Raw genomic sequence first — 19,528 nt, 5'->3', positions numbered from 1 at the left:
CAAAACTTTTACCTTACATTACTCCTTTGCCTCTGCAACGCTAACCATAATTGTTTCACGTCGAATATCTGCGCCTAAGTCACGTAATTTTTCAATAAGTGAGCTATAGCCACGTTCAATATGATAGATATCATGAATTTCAGTTTCACCTTCAGCTAATAAGCCAGCTAGAACTAATGCTGCACCTGCGCGAAGGTCTGTCGCAGTGACACTTGAGCCATGTAATTTACTTGGACCAGTAATTATCGCTGTATTTCCTTCTACACGTGCGTTGGCATTCATACGACGTAGTTCATCAATATGCTTAAAACGAGCCGTATAAATGGTATCTGTGATCTTTGAAGAGCCAAGAGCTTGCGTCATTAACACAGAAAGTGGTTGCTGAATATCCGTAGGGAACCCAGGATAAACTATCGTTTTGACGTCAACCGCTTGCAATGTAGATAGGTCTGTTTTAGGAACAAAAATACTTTCCTCGTCTATGTCAATCTTGACGCCCATTTCACGAAGCTTTGCTGTAATTGCCTCTAAATGCAATGGAATGACATTATCTATCGTAATGCCGTCGCCAACTGCTGCTGCCATTATCATAAATGTAGCGGCTTCAATACGGTCTGGAATAATTGTATGTTCCGTTCCATGCAGTTCCTCAACACCTTCAATGCGAATAACACTTGTACCCGCACCTTTAATATTGGCACCCATATTCGTCAGGAGTGTGGCTACGTCAATTATTTCAGGTTCTTTTGCGGCATTTTCAATAACCGTACGTCCCTTTGCACGTACCGCAGCAAGCATAATATTGATTGTTGCGCCAACGCTTGCGACGTCTAAATAAATTTTAGCGCCGATTAATTCTTCAGCACGCAAATAAATCGCACCATGCTCGTTAGTAATTTTAGCGCCAAGGGCTTCAAACCCTTTAATGTGTTGATCGATTGGACGCGGCCCTAAGAAACAGCCACCCGGCAAACCGATGACAGCCTTTTTAAAGCGACCAAGCATGGCACCCATTAAATAATAAGAGGCGCGGAGTTTTTTTACATTACCATTTGGCAACGGTAGTGCAACCATATCGGATGGATCAATAATCATTTTGCCATCCTCAAATTGCACTTCTCCACCAATCTCTTCTAACAAGGCTTTTAAAGTCCAAGCATCTGAAATTTCGGGAATCCCTCCAATTGTCACTGGAGAGTTCGCCAAAATTGATGCTGGAATTAAGGCGACTGCACTATTTTTTGCACCACTAACTTTAATTGTACCCTTTAGACGATTTTCGCCTGTAATTTTATAAACATCCATTTCGCGTTCTCCCTCATGATTGGAAAGTAATTTTTGCATTTGACTCACTTTATAATCTTATTATTCACCTTTTCGCTTATTCCAATCCGCTAAAAATCCTTCAATTCCTTTTTCCGTTAATGGATGGTGGAAAAGTTGTTTTAACACTTTGAAAGGAGTTGTTGAAATATGTGCGCCAGCAAGAGCTGCTGCCGTTACATGTTGCGGGTGACGAATAGAAGCAGCAATAATTTGTGTTTCGATATTATGGATTGTGAAAATATCTGAAATTGTTTCGATAAGTTCAACACCATTTTGACCAATATCATCTAAACGGCCTATAAATGGTGATACATATGTAGCACCTGCACGCGCAGCCATTAATGCTTGGTTGGCACTGAAAATAAGTGTTACGTTTGTTTTAATGCCTTTGTTTGCAAAGAAGCGACACGCTTCTAAACCAGCGGGTGTCATTGGTAATTTCACTGTAATATTCGGTGCAATAGCCGCTAATTCTAAACCTTCTTTAATCATACCTTCAGCATCTAATGCAATAACTTCTCCACTTACTGAGCCATCAACTAGCTCGGCAATTTCACGTAGACGATCATGGAAAGATACGTTCTCCTCTTTTGCCACTAATGATGGGTTTGTTGTAACGCCTGATAAAATGCCCCATGCGTGTGCTTCTTTAATTTCATCAAAGTTTGCTGTATCAATAAAAAATTTCATAATATTTCCTCCCTAACCCTATTTATTTATATTATTAATTTTTTTCAAAAAAGTTATGATTTCAAAAACAAGAGAAGGTCGATTGCTAGCATCAACACTTCTCTTATTATGTGTATTCATCTATGCTTTTGTACCATATGTGAAGCAAAAATTATGCTTTTTGTGCACTACCAAATTCACGGATTTTACCGATAACTGTTGTTTTAATTGCTTCACGTGCTGGTGCTAGGAATTTACGTGGATCGTAAACAACTTTATCGTTGTCAAGGATTTCACGAATCACTTTAGTCGCAGCGATTTGATTTTCAGTATTCACGTTAATTTTAGCGGTACCTAATGAAATGGAACGTTGAATATCTTTTGTTGGAATACCTGTACCACCATGTAATACTAAAGGAAGATCTGCTAATTTAGAGATTTCTTCCATTTCTTTGAAACCTAAGTTTGGTTCACCTTTGTATGGACCATGAACAGAGCCGAGCGCTGGTGCTAAGCAATCGATATCTGTTAATTCAACCATTTTACGGCACTCTTCTGGATCAGCGTACATAATACCACCAATTACGCCATCTTCGTCGCCGCCAACTGTTCCAAGCTCAGCTTCTACAGAAACGCCTTTCGCATGTGCATATTCAACTACTTTTGAAGTAATTGCAATATTTTCTTCGAAAGGATGATGTGATGCATCAATCATAACAGAAGTAAATCCTGCATCAATCGCTTCTTTACATTTTTCAAAGCTTGAACCATGGTCAAGGTGAATAGCTACTGGCACTGTCGTACCATAAGATTCCATTAAACCTTTTACCATGTGTACAACTGAAATAAATCCGCCCATATATTTACCTGCGCCCTCAGATACGCCAAGGATAACCGGTGATTTTTCTTCTTCTGCTGCTTGTAAAATTGCTTGCGTCCATTCAAGGTTGTTGATGTTGAATTGACCAACTGCATAACCTTCTGCCTTTGCTTTAATTAACATCTCTTTCATAGATACTAACGCCATACTAAAAATCCTCCTTTTAGGACTATTCTTTATACATAATTGTGCTATTCAATCATAGCAAAAATATAAGCCCCTGAAAAGAAATTTCAGGGGCTTATATTTTTGCCCCGATAGCGAAGTGCAACGTAGCGACAGGGGCACTTTTTTCTATAAGCCCCTGAAAAGAAATTTCAGGGGCTACTATTTTTGCACCGATAGCGAAGTGCAACGCAGCGACAGGGGCACTTTTTTCTATAAGCCCCTGAAAAGAAATTTCAGGGGCTACTATTTTTGCACCGATAGCGAAGTGCAACGCAGCGACAGGGGCACTTTTTTCTATAAGCCCCTGAAAAGAAATTTCAGGGGCTACTATTTTTGCACCGATAGCGAAGTGCAACGCAGCGACAGGGGCACTTTTTTTCTATAAGCCACCGAAAGTGGAGAGTAACGTAGCAGTTAGTCTGAGTTGATGGTAGCGGAGACGTCGACTCCTGCGGGAACGCACACAACGTAAGACGCGGGCATTCTGCGCGTTAGCGAGTGTTGCGGCTTACGTGTGTGCCCGCGGAAAGCGTCCGTTGTAGCACACATCAACAGCACTAGCATGCGCAACAAATAACACCTATGTATAAAAAAACAGGCGGTGTTTGCCACTGCCTGCTTAACTATGTTTTTAACGTTTTATTTACTTCGTCACGCACTTCAAAAATATCAAATGGCTTCGTAAAATATCGAATTGCCCCTAATTCCAACGCCTCCTGAACAACATCTAATTCACCGTATGCTGTCATCATAAAGACAGGTAATTCAGCCCATTTCTCTTTTAAACGCTTTAAAATTTCTATGCCATCCATGCCAGGAATCTTCATGTCTAGCAATACACAGTCTATCGATTCTTCCTCTGCATAACGTAGTGCCTCAGCGCCATTCGCTGCTAAATATGTAACGTAACCTTCTTTTTTTAATACTTCATTTAATAGCAAACGAATTCCCTGCTGATCATCAACAATTAGTAATCGTTTCACATTGCATTCCGCCCTTTTTGAATTATTATTCTTGCACAAAAAGATCTATATATGTAATATTCTCCTTTTACAGCTTAATACCTTCTAGTATTATAAATTATCTACTCTTTTGCTTTATGCTTCACACATCCATATAATATTGATTGAGGTGGAATCATGTCAAAAATTCTAACAACACAGTTGAGCGGATTATTACAAAGAATAACACAAAATGAAGAAGAAGCTATTGAAGAAACAGCACGATTACTTGCACAAGCTGCGATAGGCGAAGGCAATGTCTATTTTGCTTGCTTTGGTGAAATGCAAGTTGTCGAATTAAATGCACTTCAAGGTGTTGAGCGTTTTTCTAAGCTACTCCCTTGGACCGAGCATACAGTCGTTAGCGAAGCAGATCGCATCTGTATTTTTACACGCAGTGCACATGATCAGGAAGCATTAGCCTTAGCACAAAAATTGAGTGCTCAATTTATACCATTTGCAGCAGTGGCGAGTGAAGTAGCAAATAACGAAAATCCATTAGCCGATTTAGCGTATACATATATCTCTACTCGTATGCGCGGTGGTTTAATGCCTAATGATTTAGGTGAGCGTATTGTTGTACCGCATGCAATAGCTGCACTGTTCATTTATGAAGCTGTAAAAGTAATTTATGATGAAATACTTGGCTTGGATGAGGAACTATAATTGTTTCTTAATATGCACACAAAAAAGCTATAAACAAAAGGATGTCTCGTCATAACGAGACATCCTTTTTAGTATTATTTAAATGTTGCACCAATGAAATCACGGAATAATGGTTGTGGACGGTTTGGACGTGACACGAACTCTGGGTGGAATTGGCATGCTACAAAGAAATTGTTTTCTGGTAGTTCAATGATTTCCACTAATTTTCCATCTGGGCTTGTTCCTGAGAACACAAGACCTTCTGCTTCCATTGCTTCACGGTATTCATTGTTAAATTCATAACGATGACGGTGACGTTCATAGACAAGCTCTTTGCCATAAGCATCACTTGCTTTTGAGCCTTCTTTTAACTTACATGGATATAAACCTAAACGTAATGTTCCACCAATATCTACGCTATCGTTTTGATCTGGTAGGAAATCAATAATAGGATACTGTGTTTCTGCATCAAGCTCTGTAGAATGTGCTCCTTTTAAGCCTAGTACGTTACGAGCAAATTCAATTGTTGCTAATTGCATACCTAAGCAAATCCCTAAGAATGGTACATTATTCTCACGAGCATATTGCGTAGCTAAAATTTTGCCCTCAACCCCGCGATCACCAAAGCCACCAGGAACTAAAATAGCATCTGCACCTTTAAGTAACGATACAACATTATCAGCATCTACATGCTCTGCATTAATCCAATCAATATCAATATCAGAGTTAAACGCATAACCTGCATGTTTTAACGCTTCTACTACTGAAATATAAGCATCTTGTAGCTCAACATATTTCCCTACTAATGCCACTCTGCGTTTATTTGGTAAGCTCTTCACTTTTGCCACAAGGTCACGCCATTCTTCCATATCTGCCTCTGGCGCTTTAATGCCGAAATGATCAAGCACGATATCATCGAAATCTTGTGCATGGAGATTTAAAGGTACTTCATATAAGTGCTCTGCATCACGAGATTCAATAATTTCATGAGGTTGTACGTCACAGAACAATGCTAGTTTTTCTTTCATATCTTGTGGTACTTCTTGTTCTGTACGCACAACGATAATATTTGGTTGAATCCCTAAAGAACGTAATTCTTTAACAGAATGTTGCGTTGGTTTTGTTTTTAATTCACCAGCAGCTTTAATGTAAGGAATTAGTGTACAGTGTACATACATGACATTGTTATGACCTAAGTTTGTTTTCATTTGACGAATGGCTTCTAGGAATGGTAGTGATTCAATATCGCCTACAGTTCCCCCAACCTCTGTAATAACAACATCTGCGTTTGTTTCACGTCCAGCGCGTTGGATACGATCTTTAATTTCATTTGTAATATGAGGAATTACTTGGACTGTTCCACCGTTGTAATCACCACGACGTTCTTTTTGTAAAACAGATTGATAAACGCGACCAGATGTCACAGTTGAATGTTTTCCTAGGTTAATGTCAATGAAGCGTTCATAGTGACCTAAGTCTAAGTCAGCCTCTGCACCATCATCTGTTACAAATACCTCACCATGTTGATAAGGACTCATTGTACCTGGGTCGATATTGATATATGGGTCAAATTTTTGAATTGTAACTTCTAACCCACGGTTTTTTAATAAACGTCCTAGAGATGCTGCAACAATCCCTTTTCCAAGTGATGACACTACCCCACCTGTTACAAAAATATACTTTGTCATGAAAAATTCCTCCTTATGTTGTTCTAGATCTTGTTAGTAAAAAAAGTATATTGCGTCCATCCAATATGTCACTTATGTTTACCGATTCGCCTAATTGCAGGAAGGTAATGTAAACGTTCAACACCGTTGTATGGACCTGAATAAGAAACATCTATGCTTTCCTATCCCTAAAATAAGAAAAGCCGAGAATGCCTACATAAGATGCAGTCAATTCGAAGCTGTAATCGTTTCTATCTCTTTTTTACTTTCCTTTTCTACATTGTCCTTCATCGTAAAGTGATTTTGCATTCCTCTCTTGTGAGCAATTTCATTATCCCTCCACTAGAAGCACTAACATATTCTCAGTCACCGATTTACTTTACATAAAGAATAGTTCTGCAACATATAGCTTGCTATCCTTATCTATACGTATGGGAGTGCTTGACTGAATATTGATTAATTACCCTCTCGGCGTATGCGTTCAGATTTATTCAAACCTGCTAAAAAAGCGGATTTTAAAACTGTACCTTCTGCCAAGCCTTTAACTTAATTTAGCTTCCCAAAGTAAGTTAAAAACAAAAAAAACGCCCCTCCTGCATAGGTTTGCAGGGGGAGCGTATTATATACACGGTCTTTCTCCTTTTTTTAAGGAGCCCAAGTAAAAGATTAAACGTAACCGTGATAGAAGTCAAGAATTTTTACTACATGTAAAAAAGTAAGAAAATTCAAAGCAAGTTAGTCTTACACTTCTTCCTCTTCTTCTTCTTCAAATTCTTCATCATCTTCAATGAAATCTTCATCTATTTCTTCATCAATATCTTCTATATCTTCTTCATCAAAGTCGATATCTTCTTTTTCTTCATCGATTTCTTCTTCAACAAATTCTTCATAGTCTTCATCGAAGTCAATTTCTTCTTCGTCTAAATCTTCCTCTATATCATCTTCATCATCAAGAGCAGCTTTAGATTTTTTCTTATGTGTTTTCACAGAAGGAGCTGTTTCTTCTTCGATTTGTTCAACTTTAAACCATTCACGTAAGCCCCAACCAGTTTCTTGATTGAATAAGAAACGTCCATCAATGTTCATATCTGTGTAAAATTGTAGTAAGCGTGATTTTATTTCTTCATCGCTATAGCCAACAAGCTCTTTAATAATTGTAAGCAGGTCATTAAATGACACTGAAGCACGTTTTTCTGTTAAAATTGCATAAGCTAAGTTAATTAACGATTCTTCCGCTAATTGTTCCTTTGTCATTTCACGAAAATTCAATTCGTGCACTTCCTTCCTCTCATCACAATGGACGTTTTAAAATTAAATAGTGCTTTATTTTCGGAGCGCAGCTAAAAAAGACCGCACAAAAGTAACTTTCCATACCATAAGCATAATACCCATTATATACAATGTTTTAGTCTCTTTGCTACCTTCAATTACTGTTTTTTATATTACACATTTTTTTTATCCCTAGAAAAAACAAATATATCGATAATAAAAGTAAAGGAATAGCGCCAATTTGCTTATTATACAGGAAAATGACTCCTAATACTAAAGCTAAAACAATAATGTAGTGAATTATTGATTTCATCCTCCGCTGCGCCCCCCTCTTTTTTACATTTCTATTATAACGAAAATAAAAAGAAGTGCCTAATCGTATGACTAGACACTAAAAAATTAGCAGTTTTTCGGATAGACTAGCATTGCCGTTCCTCATTAAGCAAATTCACAGTCTTTTGTTTTACATATTGCGACGGAATTGTCCTCCGACTTCATATAAAGCCTTTGTAATTTGTCCTAGACTCGCTACTTTTACAGTTTCCATTAGCTCTTCGAAAATATTGCCATTGTTTACAGCTACCTCTTGTAAGCGGGCTATCGCTGCTTCTGTTGCCCCCTCATGCTGTTGCCAGAATAACTGTAAATTGCGAATTTGTGTTTCTTTTTCTTCTGATGACGCACGAGCAATTTCCATATTATCAATCGCATCATCTGTAGGCGGATTCGGGTTTAAGTATGTGTTAACACCGATGATTGGTAATTCACCTGAATGCTTTAACATTTCATAATGCATCGATTCTTCTTGAATTTTACCGCGTTGATATTGGGTTTCCATCGCACCCAGTACACCGCCACGATCATTAATACGATCAAACTCTTCTAACACAGCTTCCTCTACTAAATCCGTCAATTCCTCTACGATAAATGCACCTTGTAATGGATTTTCATTTTTCGCTAAGCCATGTTCTTTTGTAATAATCATTTGTATTGCCATTGCCCGTCTTACTGATTCCTCTGTTGGCGTAGTAATGGCTTCATCATATGCATTTGTATGCAAAGAGTTACAATTATCTTGCAATGCCATAAGTGCCTGTAATGTTGTTCGAATATCATTAAAATCTATTTCTTGAGCATGCAAACTTCGCCCAGAAGTTTGGATATGATATTTAAGCTTTTGTGCACGGTCATTTGCACCGTATTTATCACGCATGACAACTGCCCAAATACGACGTGCTACACGGCCAATTACTGTATACTCCGGATCTAAACCGTTTGAGAAGAAGAATGATAAATTTGGTGCGAAATCATCAATATTCATACCTCGGCTTAAATAATATTCAACATACGTAAAGCCGTTTGCAAGTGTAAATGCTAGCTGTGAAATTGGGTTCGCTCCTGCTTCTGCAATATGATAGCCCGAAATAGAGACAGAATAGTAGTTACGCACTTTTTTGTCGATAAAATATTGTTGAATATCGCCCATCATGCGAAGCGCAAATTCCGTAGAGAAAATACATGTATTTTGCCCTTGATCTTCTTTTAAAATATCAGCCTGTACTGTACCACGCACAACCTGCAATGTTTTCTCACGCGTCTCTGTAAATTCTTCAACTGTTAATGGTCTTCCTAGTTCTTTTTCTCGTAATTGAACTTGTTGATCAATAGCTGTATTCATAAACATCGCCAAAATAATTGGCGCTGGTCCATTAATTGTCATAGATACAGAGGTTGAAGGTGCACAAAGGTCAAAGCCTGCATAGAGCTTTTTCATATCCTCAAGCGTACAAATAGAGACGCCTGATTCACCAACTTTACCGTAAATATCTGGACGGTAATCAGGATCCTCGCCATAGAGCGTTACCGAGTCAAACGCGGTTGATAAACGTTTAGCATCATCATCTTTCGATAAATAGTGGAAGCGTTTATTTGTACGTTCTGGTGTACCCTCGCCAGCAAATTGTCGTTTCGGATCTTCTCCTTCACGCTTGAACTGGAATACACCTGCTGTATAAGGGAATTCTCCTGGTACATTTTCACGATATACCCAACGTAAAATTTCACCGTAGTCCACAAACTTCGGCAGTACAACTTTCGGTATTTTTGTGCCTGAAAGACTCGTTGTCGTTAAAATTGTACGAATTTCCTTATCGCGCACTTTGGTTACAAACTCATCCCCAGCATAAGCTTCTTTCAATGCTTGCCAATTATCTAAAATACGCTTTGATTCTGCTGTTAATTCATCTCGTACACCTTCCGCTAAAGAAGTAAGTGATGCAACAAGGGCATCATCTGGCGCCTTTTCCATTACTGCTGCGATGGCACCTTCTAATTGGAATAAGCGACGAGCAAATGCAACCTGCTGCTCTGTTTTTTTATGATAGCCACGCACTGTATCAGTTATTTCACGAAGATAATAGCGACGATCATTCGGAATAATAACATCCTGCTTTTGCGTTTTGGCAAATTGTTCGTAACCTGTTTCCCAATTGCTTCCTGTTTTTTGGTTAATAATCTGAACCAATGCAGCAAATAACGCATTCGTTCCTTTATCATTAAATTGACTGGCAATCGTGCCGTAAACAGGCATTTTATCGATTGGTTCATCCCAAAGCTCTCGAGAACGTTGGTATTGCTTCTGTACTTGACGTAGTGCGTCTTCTGAGCCTTTTCGTTCAAATTTATTGATGGCAATGACATCAGCAAAATCAATCATATCGATTTTCTCAAGCTGTGTCGGTGCTCCAAATTCGCTCGTCATTACATACATGGATAAATCAGTGAATTTTGTAATTTCTGCATCGCCTTGACCAATACCACTCGTTTCAACGATGATTAAATCATAGCCTGCCACACGTACAACATCCAATACATCGCCAATAGAAGCCGAAAGCTCCGTACGAGAACCACGTGTTGCTAAACTTCGCATATAGACACGATTATTGAAAATAGCATTCATACGAATACGATCTCCAAGTAAAGCGCCACCTGTTTTTTGCTTTGTTGGATCCACCGATAAAATTGCTACACGCTTTTCTGGGAATTCTTTTAAAAAACGACGGATAAGCTCATCCGTTAAAGAGGATTTACCAGCACCACCTGTACCTGTAATCCCTAAAATCGGTGTTCCTTTTGAGCGCTTACGTGCTTCCTCTAGCATTCTTTTCGTTTCTTCATCGTTATTCGATTCAGCTGCGGTTATTAAATTTGCTAAAATTTCTGGTGTTTCAGTTGTTAAAGCATCTAGCTTTTCTAAATAGTCACCAGTTGCAGTTGGAAAATCTGTACCTTTAATTTGCTCATTAATCATACCTTGCAGCCCTAATACACGACCATCTTCTGGTGAGAAAATACCTGCAACGCCGTAAGCATGTAATTCTTTAATTTCACGAGGCAAGATCACACCGCCACCGCCGCCGTATATTTTAATATGCGGTGCACCTTTCTCACGCAGTAAATCATACATATATTTAAAGTATTCCATATGGCCGCCTTGATAAGAAGATACAGCAATGCCTTGTGCATCCTCTTGAATCGCAGCATTGACGACTTCTTCTACAGAGCGATTATGTCCCAAATGAATGACTTCCACACCGCTCGATTGTAAAATCCGTCGCATAATATTGACCGAAGCATCATGACCATCAAAAAGACTTGATGCTGTAACAAAACGTACGTGATTTTTTGGACGATACACTTCTACCTTTGTCATATGAAACCCCTACTTTCTCCCCTTAGTAAATCTTTTCATCAATGTTTGCATTGATTTCATCATTTAAAAAGTACAAACACAGAACCATTTTGCTTCGTACCGATGCTTTGCTAGCAAGCAGTGAATCACTGTTAAATGCCAGCTTCCGACTCGTTCAAATGAAAAATCGACACATTGTATGGGCTTCTTGAGCCTAGTGAAATACCATCAGCTCTGCGCCATACGCCATTATGAAAAAAATCGGTAATTGCAATGTCGCATTATGCAATTACCGACAAACCCCTTTGGAACTTATTAAAACCCCTTAATGCCTGAAATGAACAATGTTGTTTGCATTTCAATATACTCGTCAAGCGTATGTTGACGGTGAAGCGCCCATTTGCGGAACGCCCAGCTTTGACCTTGAACAACTAAATTATTTGCTGCTAAATGAATTTGCTGATCAGTCATTGTTAGTTCCCCTGACTGTACGCACCGTTTTAACAATCGTTCAAAAGTGGCAACCATCTCAAACTCTTTACTAAAAACATAACGCTGTGCTTCTTTGGATAATGATTTCGTTTCCTGATACATGATTGTTAATTCATCTACCATGCTATCGATTTGTAAAAAATACTCACGAATCATTTCTTTTAACTCTTCTATCGTTCCTGCCTTTATCTCATAGCTTGATAGACGTTCCATCGCATGGTGGTAGATGCTATCACAAACGAGGTATAGTACATCTTCTTTTGTACGAATATATTCATATAATGTACCGATACTAAAACCTGCTGCTTTAGCAATTTCTCTTGTAGTAGCACGATGGAATCCTTTTTCTTTAAATAATTTAATAGCACCTTGAATCATTTGTTCTCGGCGGATGGCAATGAGATTTTCGTCTTTCACGGTTGACTGGACTTGGGGTCTTTTGTTCTTTTCTGTCATAAATTATTTCGTCAACATACGCGAGATAACAAGACGTTGAATCTCTTGTGTACCTTCGTAAATTTGAGTAATTTTCGCATCACGCATAAAGCGTTCTACTGGATAATCTTTCGTGTAACCATAACCACCAAAGACTTGAACTGCCTCAGTTGTGACGCTCATTGCTGTATCACCAGCCATTAACTTTGCCATTGCCGATGCCTTACCGTAAGGAAGATTGTTTGTCTCTAACCAAGCAGCTTGGTATGTAAGCAGACGAGATGCTTCAATTTGCGTTGCCATATCCGCTAATTTAAAGGACACACCTTGGTTTGCAGTAATTGGCTTACCGAATTGTACACGCTCTTTGGCATATTCAACCGCAGCATCTAAAGCACCTTGCGCAATTCCTACTGCTTGAGCTGCAATGCCGTTACGTCCACCATCAAGTGTTGTCATTGCAATTTTAAAGCCGTCTCCTTCAGCCCCAAGTAAGTTTTCTTTTGGTACACGGCAGTTATCGAAAATAATTTCTGTTGTCGGTGATGAACGAATCCCTAGTTTTTTCTCCTTTTTACCGACTGAAAAACCTGCAAAACCTGCTTCAACGATAAAAGCGGACGTGCCGTTTTTCGCTTCTGGGTCTGTTACTGCAAATACGATATATGTATCTGCTACGCCACCGTTTGTAATAAAAATCTTTGAACCATTTAGAATATAATCATCGCCATCGCGTTTTGCATACGTTCTCATACCACCAGCATCCGAACCAGAACCTGGCTCTGTTAAACCATAAGCACCGATATGTTTGCCTTCTGCCATTGGTCGCAGGTACTTTTGTTTTTGTTCTTCAGTACCAAATTTATATAGCGGTCAACCTGCTAAAGAAGTATGAGCAGATAATGTTACCCCTGTCGAAGCACATACACGAGATAATTCTTCAACAGCAATGACATAGGCAAGGTAGTCAAAGCCTGCACCACCATATTCTTCTGGCCACGGAATACCTGTTAAGCCTAATTCAGCCATCTTATCAAAAATGGCACGATCAAATTCTTCATTTTCATCGCGTTCTGCGGCTGTTGGTGCTACCTCATTTAAAGCAAAGTCGCGAATCATTTCACGTAATTGTTCATGTTCTTCTGTTAATTGAAAGTTCATTGTCCATTTCCCCTTTAATTTTAATGAAGTTCGCCTGTTCCTTTATTGAATTGCCTATAAATACGTGTGCATAAACTAAATTCTTTTACGAATGTTGGCACTCTATTAAATTAAATATTTACTAATCACTAGTTTTTGAATTTCACTTGTACCTTCGTAAATTTCTGTCACTTTAGCATCACGGAAATAACGTTCTACTGGATAATCCTCGGTGTAACCGTAGCCACCAAAAATTTGTACGGCTTCAATCGCTGTTTGTACAGCTGTTCGAGAAGCAAAGAGTTTTGCCATTGATGCCTCTGCTCCACATGGTAAACCTTTCGCACGTAAATCAGCTGCACGATACACAAGCAATTTTGCCGCTTCTACAGCCGTTGCCATATCGGCTAGCTTAAAGCCAACTCCTTGCTGTACGGCGATTGGTTTGCCAAATTGCACACGCTCTTTGGCGTATGCAGTCGCTGCTTCAAGAGCTGCTTCAGCGATTCCTAAAGCTTGTGCCGCGATTCCTATGCGCCCCACATCCAAATTTGCCATTGCGATTTTGAAGCCCTCTCCTTCTTCCCCTAGAAGGTTAGCGACCGGAATTCGACAGTTATCAAATGTTAATTGGACCGTACGTGAACCATGTAGCCCCATTTTGTGCTCATCCTTGCCTATAATTAGGCCCGGCGTACCCTTTTCAACAATAAATGCTGAAATGCCACGTGTTTTTGCAGCTTGATTAGTGGAGGCAAAAACGATATAAACATCTGCTTCGCCTCCGTTTGTAATAAATACTTTTGAGCCGTTAATGACATATTCATCACCATCACGTACTGCTTTTGACTGTAAAGAGCCTGCATCCGAACCCGCACTTGGCTCTGTTAAACAAAATGCCCCTAAATATTCACCTGCTGCTAGCTTCGGAACATAACGTTGTTTTTGCTCATCGTTACCAAAATAAATAATTGGGTTTGTACCTACAGACGTATGTACTGATAATATAACACCCATCACTGCGCTCACTTTTGATAATTCATTGATTGCGATAATATACGAAGTAAAATCCATCGCAGAGCCACCTAGTTCTTCTGGGGTTGTGATGCCCATTAAACCTAATTCACCCATTTGTGTAAGCAGTTCACGCGGAAACTCACCAGCCTCCATTCGTTCTACCCACGGTGCGATTTTCTCCTGTGAGAAATCGCGCACCATATCACGCATCATTAATTGCTCATCCGTAAATTGTAAATGCATCTATAATGTCACCCCTCTATGCTGTCACGTAGCATTACACATTAACATACTTTTAGCAAAAGCCCTCTAAATGTAACGCCTAGCTAAAGTAAGTTAAGACCTCGATGGCTAGCACAAATTTTATTGAGCCTGCACTCCAAAATCTGAACACCATTACGCCTAGGTGTAATTATTCTGAATATCCCATCCCCATAGGACTATTCGTAAACGTAAAAGCCTCTTCCTGATTTTTTACCTAGCCAACCTGCTGCTACATATTTGCGTAATAAAGGACAAGGTCTGTACTTACTATCACCTAGGCCCTCATGTAAAATTTCCATAATAGATAAACATGTATCTAAGCCGATAAAGTCTGCTAATGTTAATGGCCCCATCGGATGATTCATGCCCAGCTTCATCACATCATCGATCGCTTCTTTCGATGCGACTCCCTCATATAATGCATAAATTGCTTCATTAATCATCGGCAGTAAAATGCGGTTTGCAATAAAGCCTGGGAAGTCATTTACTTCCACTGGTGTTTTTGCTAACTTTACAGTCATTTCTTCCACAGCTTTGTAAACCTCGTCAGCCGTCGCTAAACCTCTAATAATTTCGACAAGCTTCATAACAGGTACTGGGTTCATAAAGTGCATCCCGATTACTTGCTCTGGCCGGTTTGTGACTGCTGCAATTTCTGTAATCGGCAGAGATGATGTATTTGTCGCCAGTATGGCGTGAGCAGGTGCAATTGTATCTAATTGCTTGAAAATGGATTGCTTCACTTCCATATTTTCAACTGCTGCCTCGATAATAATATCAACATCACTAGCATCCTTTAAATCTAGTGACATCTGAATGCGACTTAGAATAGCCATTTTTTCATCTGCTGTTTTACGACCCTTTTCAACATCACGTGTTAAGTTTTTTGTGATAACGCTTAATCCACGCTCAAAAAAGGATTGCTGTATATCATTCAATAACACGTCATAGCCAGCTTGTGCACAAACTTGCGCAATCCCTGAACCCATTTGCCCTGCACCAATTACCATTACTTTTTGAATTCCCATTATTCATGTCCCCTTTGTTTTGGTACTTCAATCATTATGGCATCGCCTTGCCCGCCACCTGAACAAATTGCCGCAATCCCGATTCCACCACCACGGCGTTTTAATTCATGTGCTAGTGTTAAGATAATGCGTGCACCGGATGCGCCAATCGGATGACCTAGCGCTACTGCACCACCGTTGACATTTACTTTTTCTGCATCAAGATCTGCCAACTGGTTGCTAATAAGCGCTACTGCTGCAAAGGCTTCGTTGATTTCAATTAAATCGATGTCTGCTAATGATTTCCCCGTCTTTTTTAGTAGGCTGTTAATCACAAGACCTGGTGTTTGCGGGAAATTTTCTGGTTCAATTGCCAGTTCTGCATGACCGATAATGACAGCGAGTGGCTCTCTACCTTCCCGTATTGCGCGGTCTTCATTCATGATGACAAGAGCACATGCGCCATCATTGACACCTGGTGCATTGCCTGCTGTTATGGAACCATCCTTTTCAAAGGCTGGCTTGAGCTTAGAGAGCACTTCCTGCGTAGTGCCAGGTCTTGGTGCTTCGTCGGTATTGACTACAAGCGGATCACCCTTACGTTGTGCGATTTGTACAGGCACAATCTCCTCGGCAAAATAACCTTGTTCAATGGATGCAATCGCACGTTCATGACTGCGGACAGCCCATGCATCTTGTTCTTGACGACTTAAGGAAAATTCACCTGCTGCCTTATTACCGTAGCTCCCCATAGGTGGTCTTGCCTGATGAAAGGCACAAGTTAAACCGTCATAAAGCATGCCGTCTACCATTGTTGAATCGCCCATTCGTAAACCTGTGCGACCATTTTGAAGATAATACGGTGCATTTGACATCGATTCCATACCACCAGCAATAATTACTTCTTCGTCCCCTAAACGAATTAACTGATCGGCTAATGTTACTGCGCGCATCCCCGACGCACAAACTTTATTAATCGTTTCAGTTTTGACTGCTACTGGTAATTCTGCCTTCAGTGAAGCCTGTCTTGATGGTATTTGCCCTTGCCCACCTTGTAAAACTGACCCTAAAATTACTTCACCTACTGCATCTGGAGCGATATTTGCCTTTTCCAATGCGCCTTTAATGGCGATAGCACCTAAGTCACTGGCGCTAAGAGTGGAAAGTGAACCACCAAATTTACCAAATGCCGTTCTTGCTCCTGCTAATATTACAGCTCTATTCAAGTAAAACACCCCTTTTGTTTTACGTTACTCGAAGAAGTATCAAAGCGATCATTGTTGACTGAACGCTCGCTCGACTCTTCTCGATAAAAAATGGGAGTTTTTTAATAACTCCCATTTCCAATTAATCTTATTCTACAAAACAATTAATTATTGTGCAATTTATATTTTTCAGATAAAGAAAATATTTCTACAATAATTATCATTTCTCTGCGTTTAGCTCTTCATTCTTGTCTTGCTCTTGTGAGTCAACAGATGCTACCACTTCTTCTAGCATTTCTTCTGTTAGTTCATCAACATTGTCTGCAACAGTTTTCACTTTTTCCCCAAATACAGAGCGTTCTAGTAATTCTGCTACATCGAATGTGCTGATAGTATCTTCAACCTCTTTTGCCTTTGTACCGTCCTCTAACATCGTTAAACAGTATGGGCATCCTGAAGAAATAACTGAAGCATTCGTTGCTAACGCCTGCTCTGTTCGTGCTACATTAATGCGATTGCCAACATGCTCTTCCATCCACATTAAGCCACCACCTGCGCCACAGCACATGGCTGTTTCACGATTGCGTTCCATTTCCACCAGCTTCACACCTGGAATACCTCGTAAAATTTCACGTGGCGCATCGTAGACATCATTGTAACGACCTAAATAACAAGAGTCGTGGAAGACAATTGTTTCCTCTACTTCATAGTTCAGTACTAAACGATTTTCTTCAATCAATTGATTTAGTAATTCCGTATGGTGATAGACTTCGCCTTTCCAACCAAAATCTTGATATTCATTTTTAAAGATATTATATGCGTGCGGATCAATTGTGACGATTTTCTTTACATCATTTTTCTCAAACTCATCAATATTGGCTGTTGCCAACTCTTGGAATAAAAATTCATTTCCTAAACGACGTGGTGTATCCCCTGAGTTTTTCTCTTTATTTCCTAGAATTGCAAACTTCACGCCCGCTTCGTTCATTAGACGGCAGAAAGCTAAAGCAATTTTTTGAGAGCGATTATCAAAAGCACCCATAGAGCCTACCCACAACAAGTACTCCATTTCTTCGCCTGATTTTTTCAGTTCCTTCACGGTTGGAATATGGATTGTTGGGTCTAAATCACGCCAGTTTTCTTTTTCTTTTCGATTTAGTCCCCAAGGATTTCCTTGGCGTTCAATGTTTGTCATTGCACGCTGTGCATCTGAGTTTACTTTTCCTTCCGTCATCGTTAAGTAGCGACGTAAGTCAATGATTTTATCGACATGCTCGTTCATAACAGGACATTGATCTTCACAGTTACGGCAAGTTGTACATGCCCAAATCTCTTCCTCTGTAATTACATCCCCGATTAAAGATGGACTATAAATATCCTCAATTACTGCCCCTTCAGCACCTGCTGCCATTGCAAGCTGATTGCCCTTTGTATTTGCAAAAAATTGATAAGGCACCCACGGTTTTTGCTTTGTTACAACCGCACCCGTAAATGTTAAATGATCCCGAAGCTTAACGATTAAATCCATTGGTGAAAGCATTTTGCCAGTTCCTGTTGCTGGGCACATATTTGTACAACGGCCACATTCTACACAAGAATATAAATCTAGCATTTGTTTTTGCGTAAAGTCTTGAATACGTCCTACCCCGATAGATGGGATATCGTCTTCACTTTCAGCATTTTCACCAGCTTCCTCAAGCGCCTCGAAGTCGATTGGCGTTAACGTACCTGTGCGATCTAAGCGGTTCATATACACATTGATAGGGCTGATAATCAAGTGGAAATGCTTCGATTGCGGTACATAAATTAAAAACGTTAATAATATTAATAAATGAGCCCACCATGCTATATAGAAAACAGTTGCTGCTGCAGACGTTGGTAAAAAACTAAAAATTGCTGCAATGCTAGAAGCAACAGGCTCTGTGTACGTTAAACCTTCGCCATGCCAGATAAGACCCATACCGTTTGCCAGCAATGTTGAAAGCATTAAGCCACCAATAAAAATCAATACAAGACCATTTTTCCAGCCTCGTTTTAGACGTACTAGTTTTTCCACATAGCGACGATAAAATGCCCAGACAACCGCCACTAAAATCATTAATACTACTAGCTCTTGGAAGAATGTGAATACACCATAGAACATGCCAAGTGGTAAATGAGAGCCTGGTACTAACCCCTTCCAAATTAAATCGATAGCCCCTAACTGAACCATTAAGAAACCATAAAAGAACATCACGTGAATTAAACCACTTTTAGGATCCTTTAACAGCTTATTTTGACCAAACACATTCACCATTAAATAACGAATGCGTTCTTGGACACTTTCATCAAACTCAACCTTTTTCCCCAATTGCACAAATTTATAGCGTGTTTTTAACAGATAGATAAATAACCCTACTGCATAAAGCACAACCACGACTGTTAGAACAATGTTTGCAATTACTAATGGACTCATGGTTGGTCCCCCCTTTAGTTTGTCGTAAATTTTCTCTCTTTGTGTTAATATTTCTAGCTCAAACGTAAATGTATGACATTTCACCACTATATCCACATTCTAATAAATGAGTGAGCATTCAGTCAACATAAAACGAAAAAATTTCTGATAATTTTATATTCTTACATTTTATAAGCAAAAAAGCTACCCTGATTTTT

At 39.5% G+C, this 19,528-nt stretch carries 13 protein-coding genes and 1 pseudogene; 1 reads left to right on the top strand and 13 read right to left on the bottom strand.

Features of this window, described 5'->3' with window-relative positions:
• Nucleotides 1–18: 18 nt before the first annotated feature.
• The 4 genes from murA to LO754_RS02355 form a co-directional block, all read right to left on the bottom strand.
• Nucleotides 19–1,305 (bottom strand): UDP-N-acetylglucosamine 1-carboxyvinyltransferase, encoded by a 1,287-nt coding sequence (gene murA, locus LO754_RS02370; RefSeq protein ID WP_024362883.1) that lies wholly within the window; start codon nucleotides 1,303–1,305, stop codon nucleotides 19–21.
• Between the two features lie 60 nt (nucleotides 1,306–1,365).
• Nucleotides 1,366–2,016, bottom strand: coding sequence for a fructose-6-phosphate aldolase (fsa, locus tag LO754_RS02365; protein ID WP_024362882.1), 651 nt, complete (start codon nucleotides 2,014–2,016; stop codon nucleotides 1,366–1,368).
• A 151-nt stretch (nucleotides 2,017–2,167) separates the two neighbouring features.
• Nucleotides 2,168–3,022, bottom strand: coding sequence for a class II fructose-bisphosphate aldolase (locus LO754_RS02360; protein ID WP_024362881.1), 855 nt, complete (start codon nucleotides 3,020–3,022; stop codon nucleotides 2,168–2,170).
• 644 nt (nucleotides 3,023–3,666) lie between these two features.
• The gene (locus tag LO754_RS02355; protein WP_231785507.1) at nucleotides 3,667–4,026 is read right to left on the bottom strand and encodes a response regulator; all 360 of its coding nucleotides are present in this window, start codon (nucleotides 4,024–4,026) and stop codon (nucleotides 3,667–3,669) included.
• A gap of 156 nt (nucleotides 4,027–4,182) precedes the next feature.
• On the opposite strand from LO754_RS02355, the gene LO754_RS02350 reads away from it, so the two are divergent.
• Nucleotides 4,183–4,710 (top strand): DUF2529 family protein, encoded by a 528-nt coding sequence (locus LO754_RS02350; protein WP_231785506.1) that lies wholly within the window; start codon nucleotides 4,183–4,185, stop codon nucleotides 4,708–4,710.
• Between the two features lie 74 nt (nucleotides 4,711–4,784).
• Here LO754_RS02350 and pyrG read toward each other — a convergent pair whose 3' ends face one another.
• The 9 genes and pseudogenes from pyrG to LO754_RS02305 all read right to left on the bottom strand — a co-directional run bounded on the left by pyrG (nucleotide 4,785) and on the right by LO754_RS02305 (nucleotide 19,331).
• Nucleotides 4,785–6,377: a CTP synthase gene (pyrG, locus tag LO754_RS02345; RefSeq protein WP_024362878.1), complete on the bottom strand. Its 1,593-nt coding sequence runs from the start codon at nucleotides 6,375–6,377 to the stop codon at nucleotides 4,785–4,787.
• Nucleotides 6,378–7,097: 720 nt separating this feature from the next.
• Nucleotides 7,098–7,625, bottom strand: coding sequence for a DNA-directed RNA polymerase subunit delta (gene rpoE, locus LO754_RS02340; protein ID WP_024362877.1), 528 nt, complete (start codon nucleotides 7,623–7,625; stop codon nucleotides 7,098–7,100).
• Between the two features lie 463 nt (nucleotides 7,626–8,088).
• Nucleotides 8,089–11,337, bottom strand: coding sequence for a fused isobutyryl-CoA mutase/GTPase IcmF (icmF, locus tag LO754_RS02335; protein ID WP_231785505.1), 3,249 nt, complete (start codon nucleotides 11,335–11,337; stop codon nucleotides 8,089–8,091).
• A gap of 294 nt (nucleotides 11,338–11,631) precedes the next feature.
• Nucleotides 11,632–12,264 carry a TetR/AcrR family transcriptional regulator gene (locus LO754_RS02330; protein WP_024362875.1) on the bottom strand — a complete coding sequence of 211 codons (633 nt, stop codon included), beginning with the start codon at nucleotides 12,262–12,264 and terminating at the stop codon, nucleotides 11,632–11,634.
• A 3-nt stretch (nucleotides 12,265–12,267) separates the two neighbouring features.
• A pseudogene (locus LO754_RS02325) lies at nucleotides 12,268–13,404 on the bottom strand (acyl-CoA dehydrogenase).
• A 105-nt stretch (nucleotides 13,405–13,509) separates the two neighbouring features.
• Nucleotides 13,510–14,643 carry an acyl-CoA dehydrogenase gene (locus LO754_RS02320; RefSeq protein ID WP_024362873.1) on the bottom strand — a complete coding sequence of 378 codons (1,134 nt, stop codon included), beginning with the start codon at nucleotides 14,641–14,643 and terminating at the stop codon, nucleotides 13,510–13,512.
• A gap of 197 nt (nucleotides 14,644–14,840) precedes the next feature.
• Entirely contained in the window at nucleotides 14,841–15,692 is an 852-nt protein-coding gene (locus LO754_RS02315; RefSeq protein WP_024362872.1) for a 3-hydroxybutyryl-CoA dehydrogenase, read from the bottom strand.
• The gene (locus LO754_RS02310; protein ID WP_231785504.1) at nucleotides 15,692–16,897 is read right to left on the bottom strand and encodes an acetyl-CoA C-acetyltransferase; all 1,206 of its coding nucleotides are present in this window, start codon (nucleotides 16,895–16,897) and stop codon (nucleotides 15,692–15,694) included. Before LO754_RS02310 ends, LO754_RS02315 begins: the two co-directional genes overlap by 1 nt.
• 199 nt (nucleotides 16,898–17,096) lie before the next feature.
• Entirely contained in the window at nucleotides 17,097–19,331 is a 2,235-nt protein-coding gene (locus LO754_RS02305; protein ID WP_231785503.1) for a heterodisulfide reductase-related iron-sulfur binding cluster, read from the bottom strand.
• Between the last annotated feature and the right edge of the window lie 197 nt (nucleotides 19,332–19,528).

The organism is Lysinibacillus sp. GJ-1, from assembly GCF_021166035.1.
Lineage (GTDB): Bacteria > Bacillota > Bacilli > Bacillales_A > Planococcaceae > Lysinibacillus > Lysinibacillus sphaericus.
The sequence above is the reverse complement of the archived record's forward strand: the minus strand, read 5'-3'. Positions and strand labels throughout refer to the sequence as shown.

Coding starts and splice junctions, on each gene's coding strand:
- murA (WP_024362883.1), bottom strand. CDS start 1,305: ATGGATGTTTATAAAATTACAGGCGAAAATCGTCTAAAGGGTACAATT.
- fsa (WP_024362882.1), bottom strand. CDS start 2,016: ATGAAATTTTTTATTGATACAGCAAACTTTGATGAAATTAAAGAAGCA.
- LO754_RS02360 (WP_024362881.1), bottom strand. CDS start 3,022: ATGGCGTTAGTATCTATGAAAGAGATGTTAATTAAAGCAAAGGCAGAA.
- LO754_RS02350 (WP_231785506.1), top strand. CDS start 4,183: ATGTCAAAAATTCTAACAACACAGTTGAGCGGATTATTACAAAGAATA.
- pyrG (WP_024362878.1), bottom strand. CDS start 6,377: ATGACAAAGTATATTTTTGTAACAGGTGGGGTAGTGTCATCACTTGGA.
- icmF (WP_231785505.1), bottom strand. CDS start 11,337: ATGACAAAGGTAGAAGTGTATCGTCCAAAAAATCACGTACGTTTTGTT.
- LO754_RS02330 (WP_024362875.1), bottom strand. CDS start 12,264: ATGACAGAAAAGAACAAAAGACCCCAAGTCCAGTCAACCGTGAAAGAC.
- LO754_RS02320 (WP_024362873.1), bottom strand. CDS start 14,643: ATGCATTTACAATTTACGGATGAGCAATTAATGATGCGTGATATGGTG.
- LO754_RS02315 (WP_024362872.1), bottom strand. CDS start 15,692: ATGGGAATTCAAAAAGTAATGGTAATTGGTGCAGGGCAAATGGGTTCA.
- LO754_RS02305 (WP_231785503.1), bottom strand. CDS start 19,331: ATGAGTCCATTAGTAATTGCAAACATTGTTCTAACAGTCGTGGTTGTG.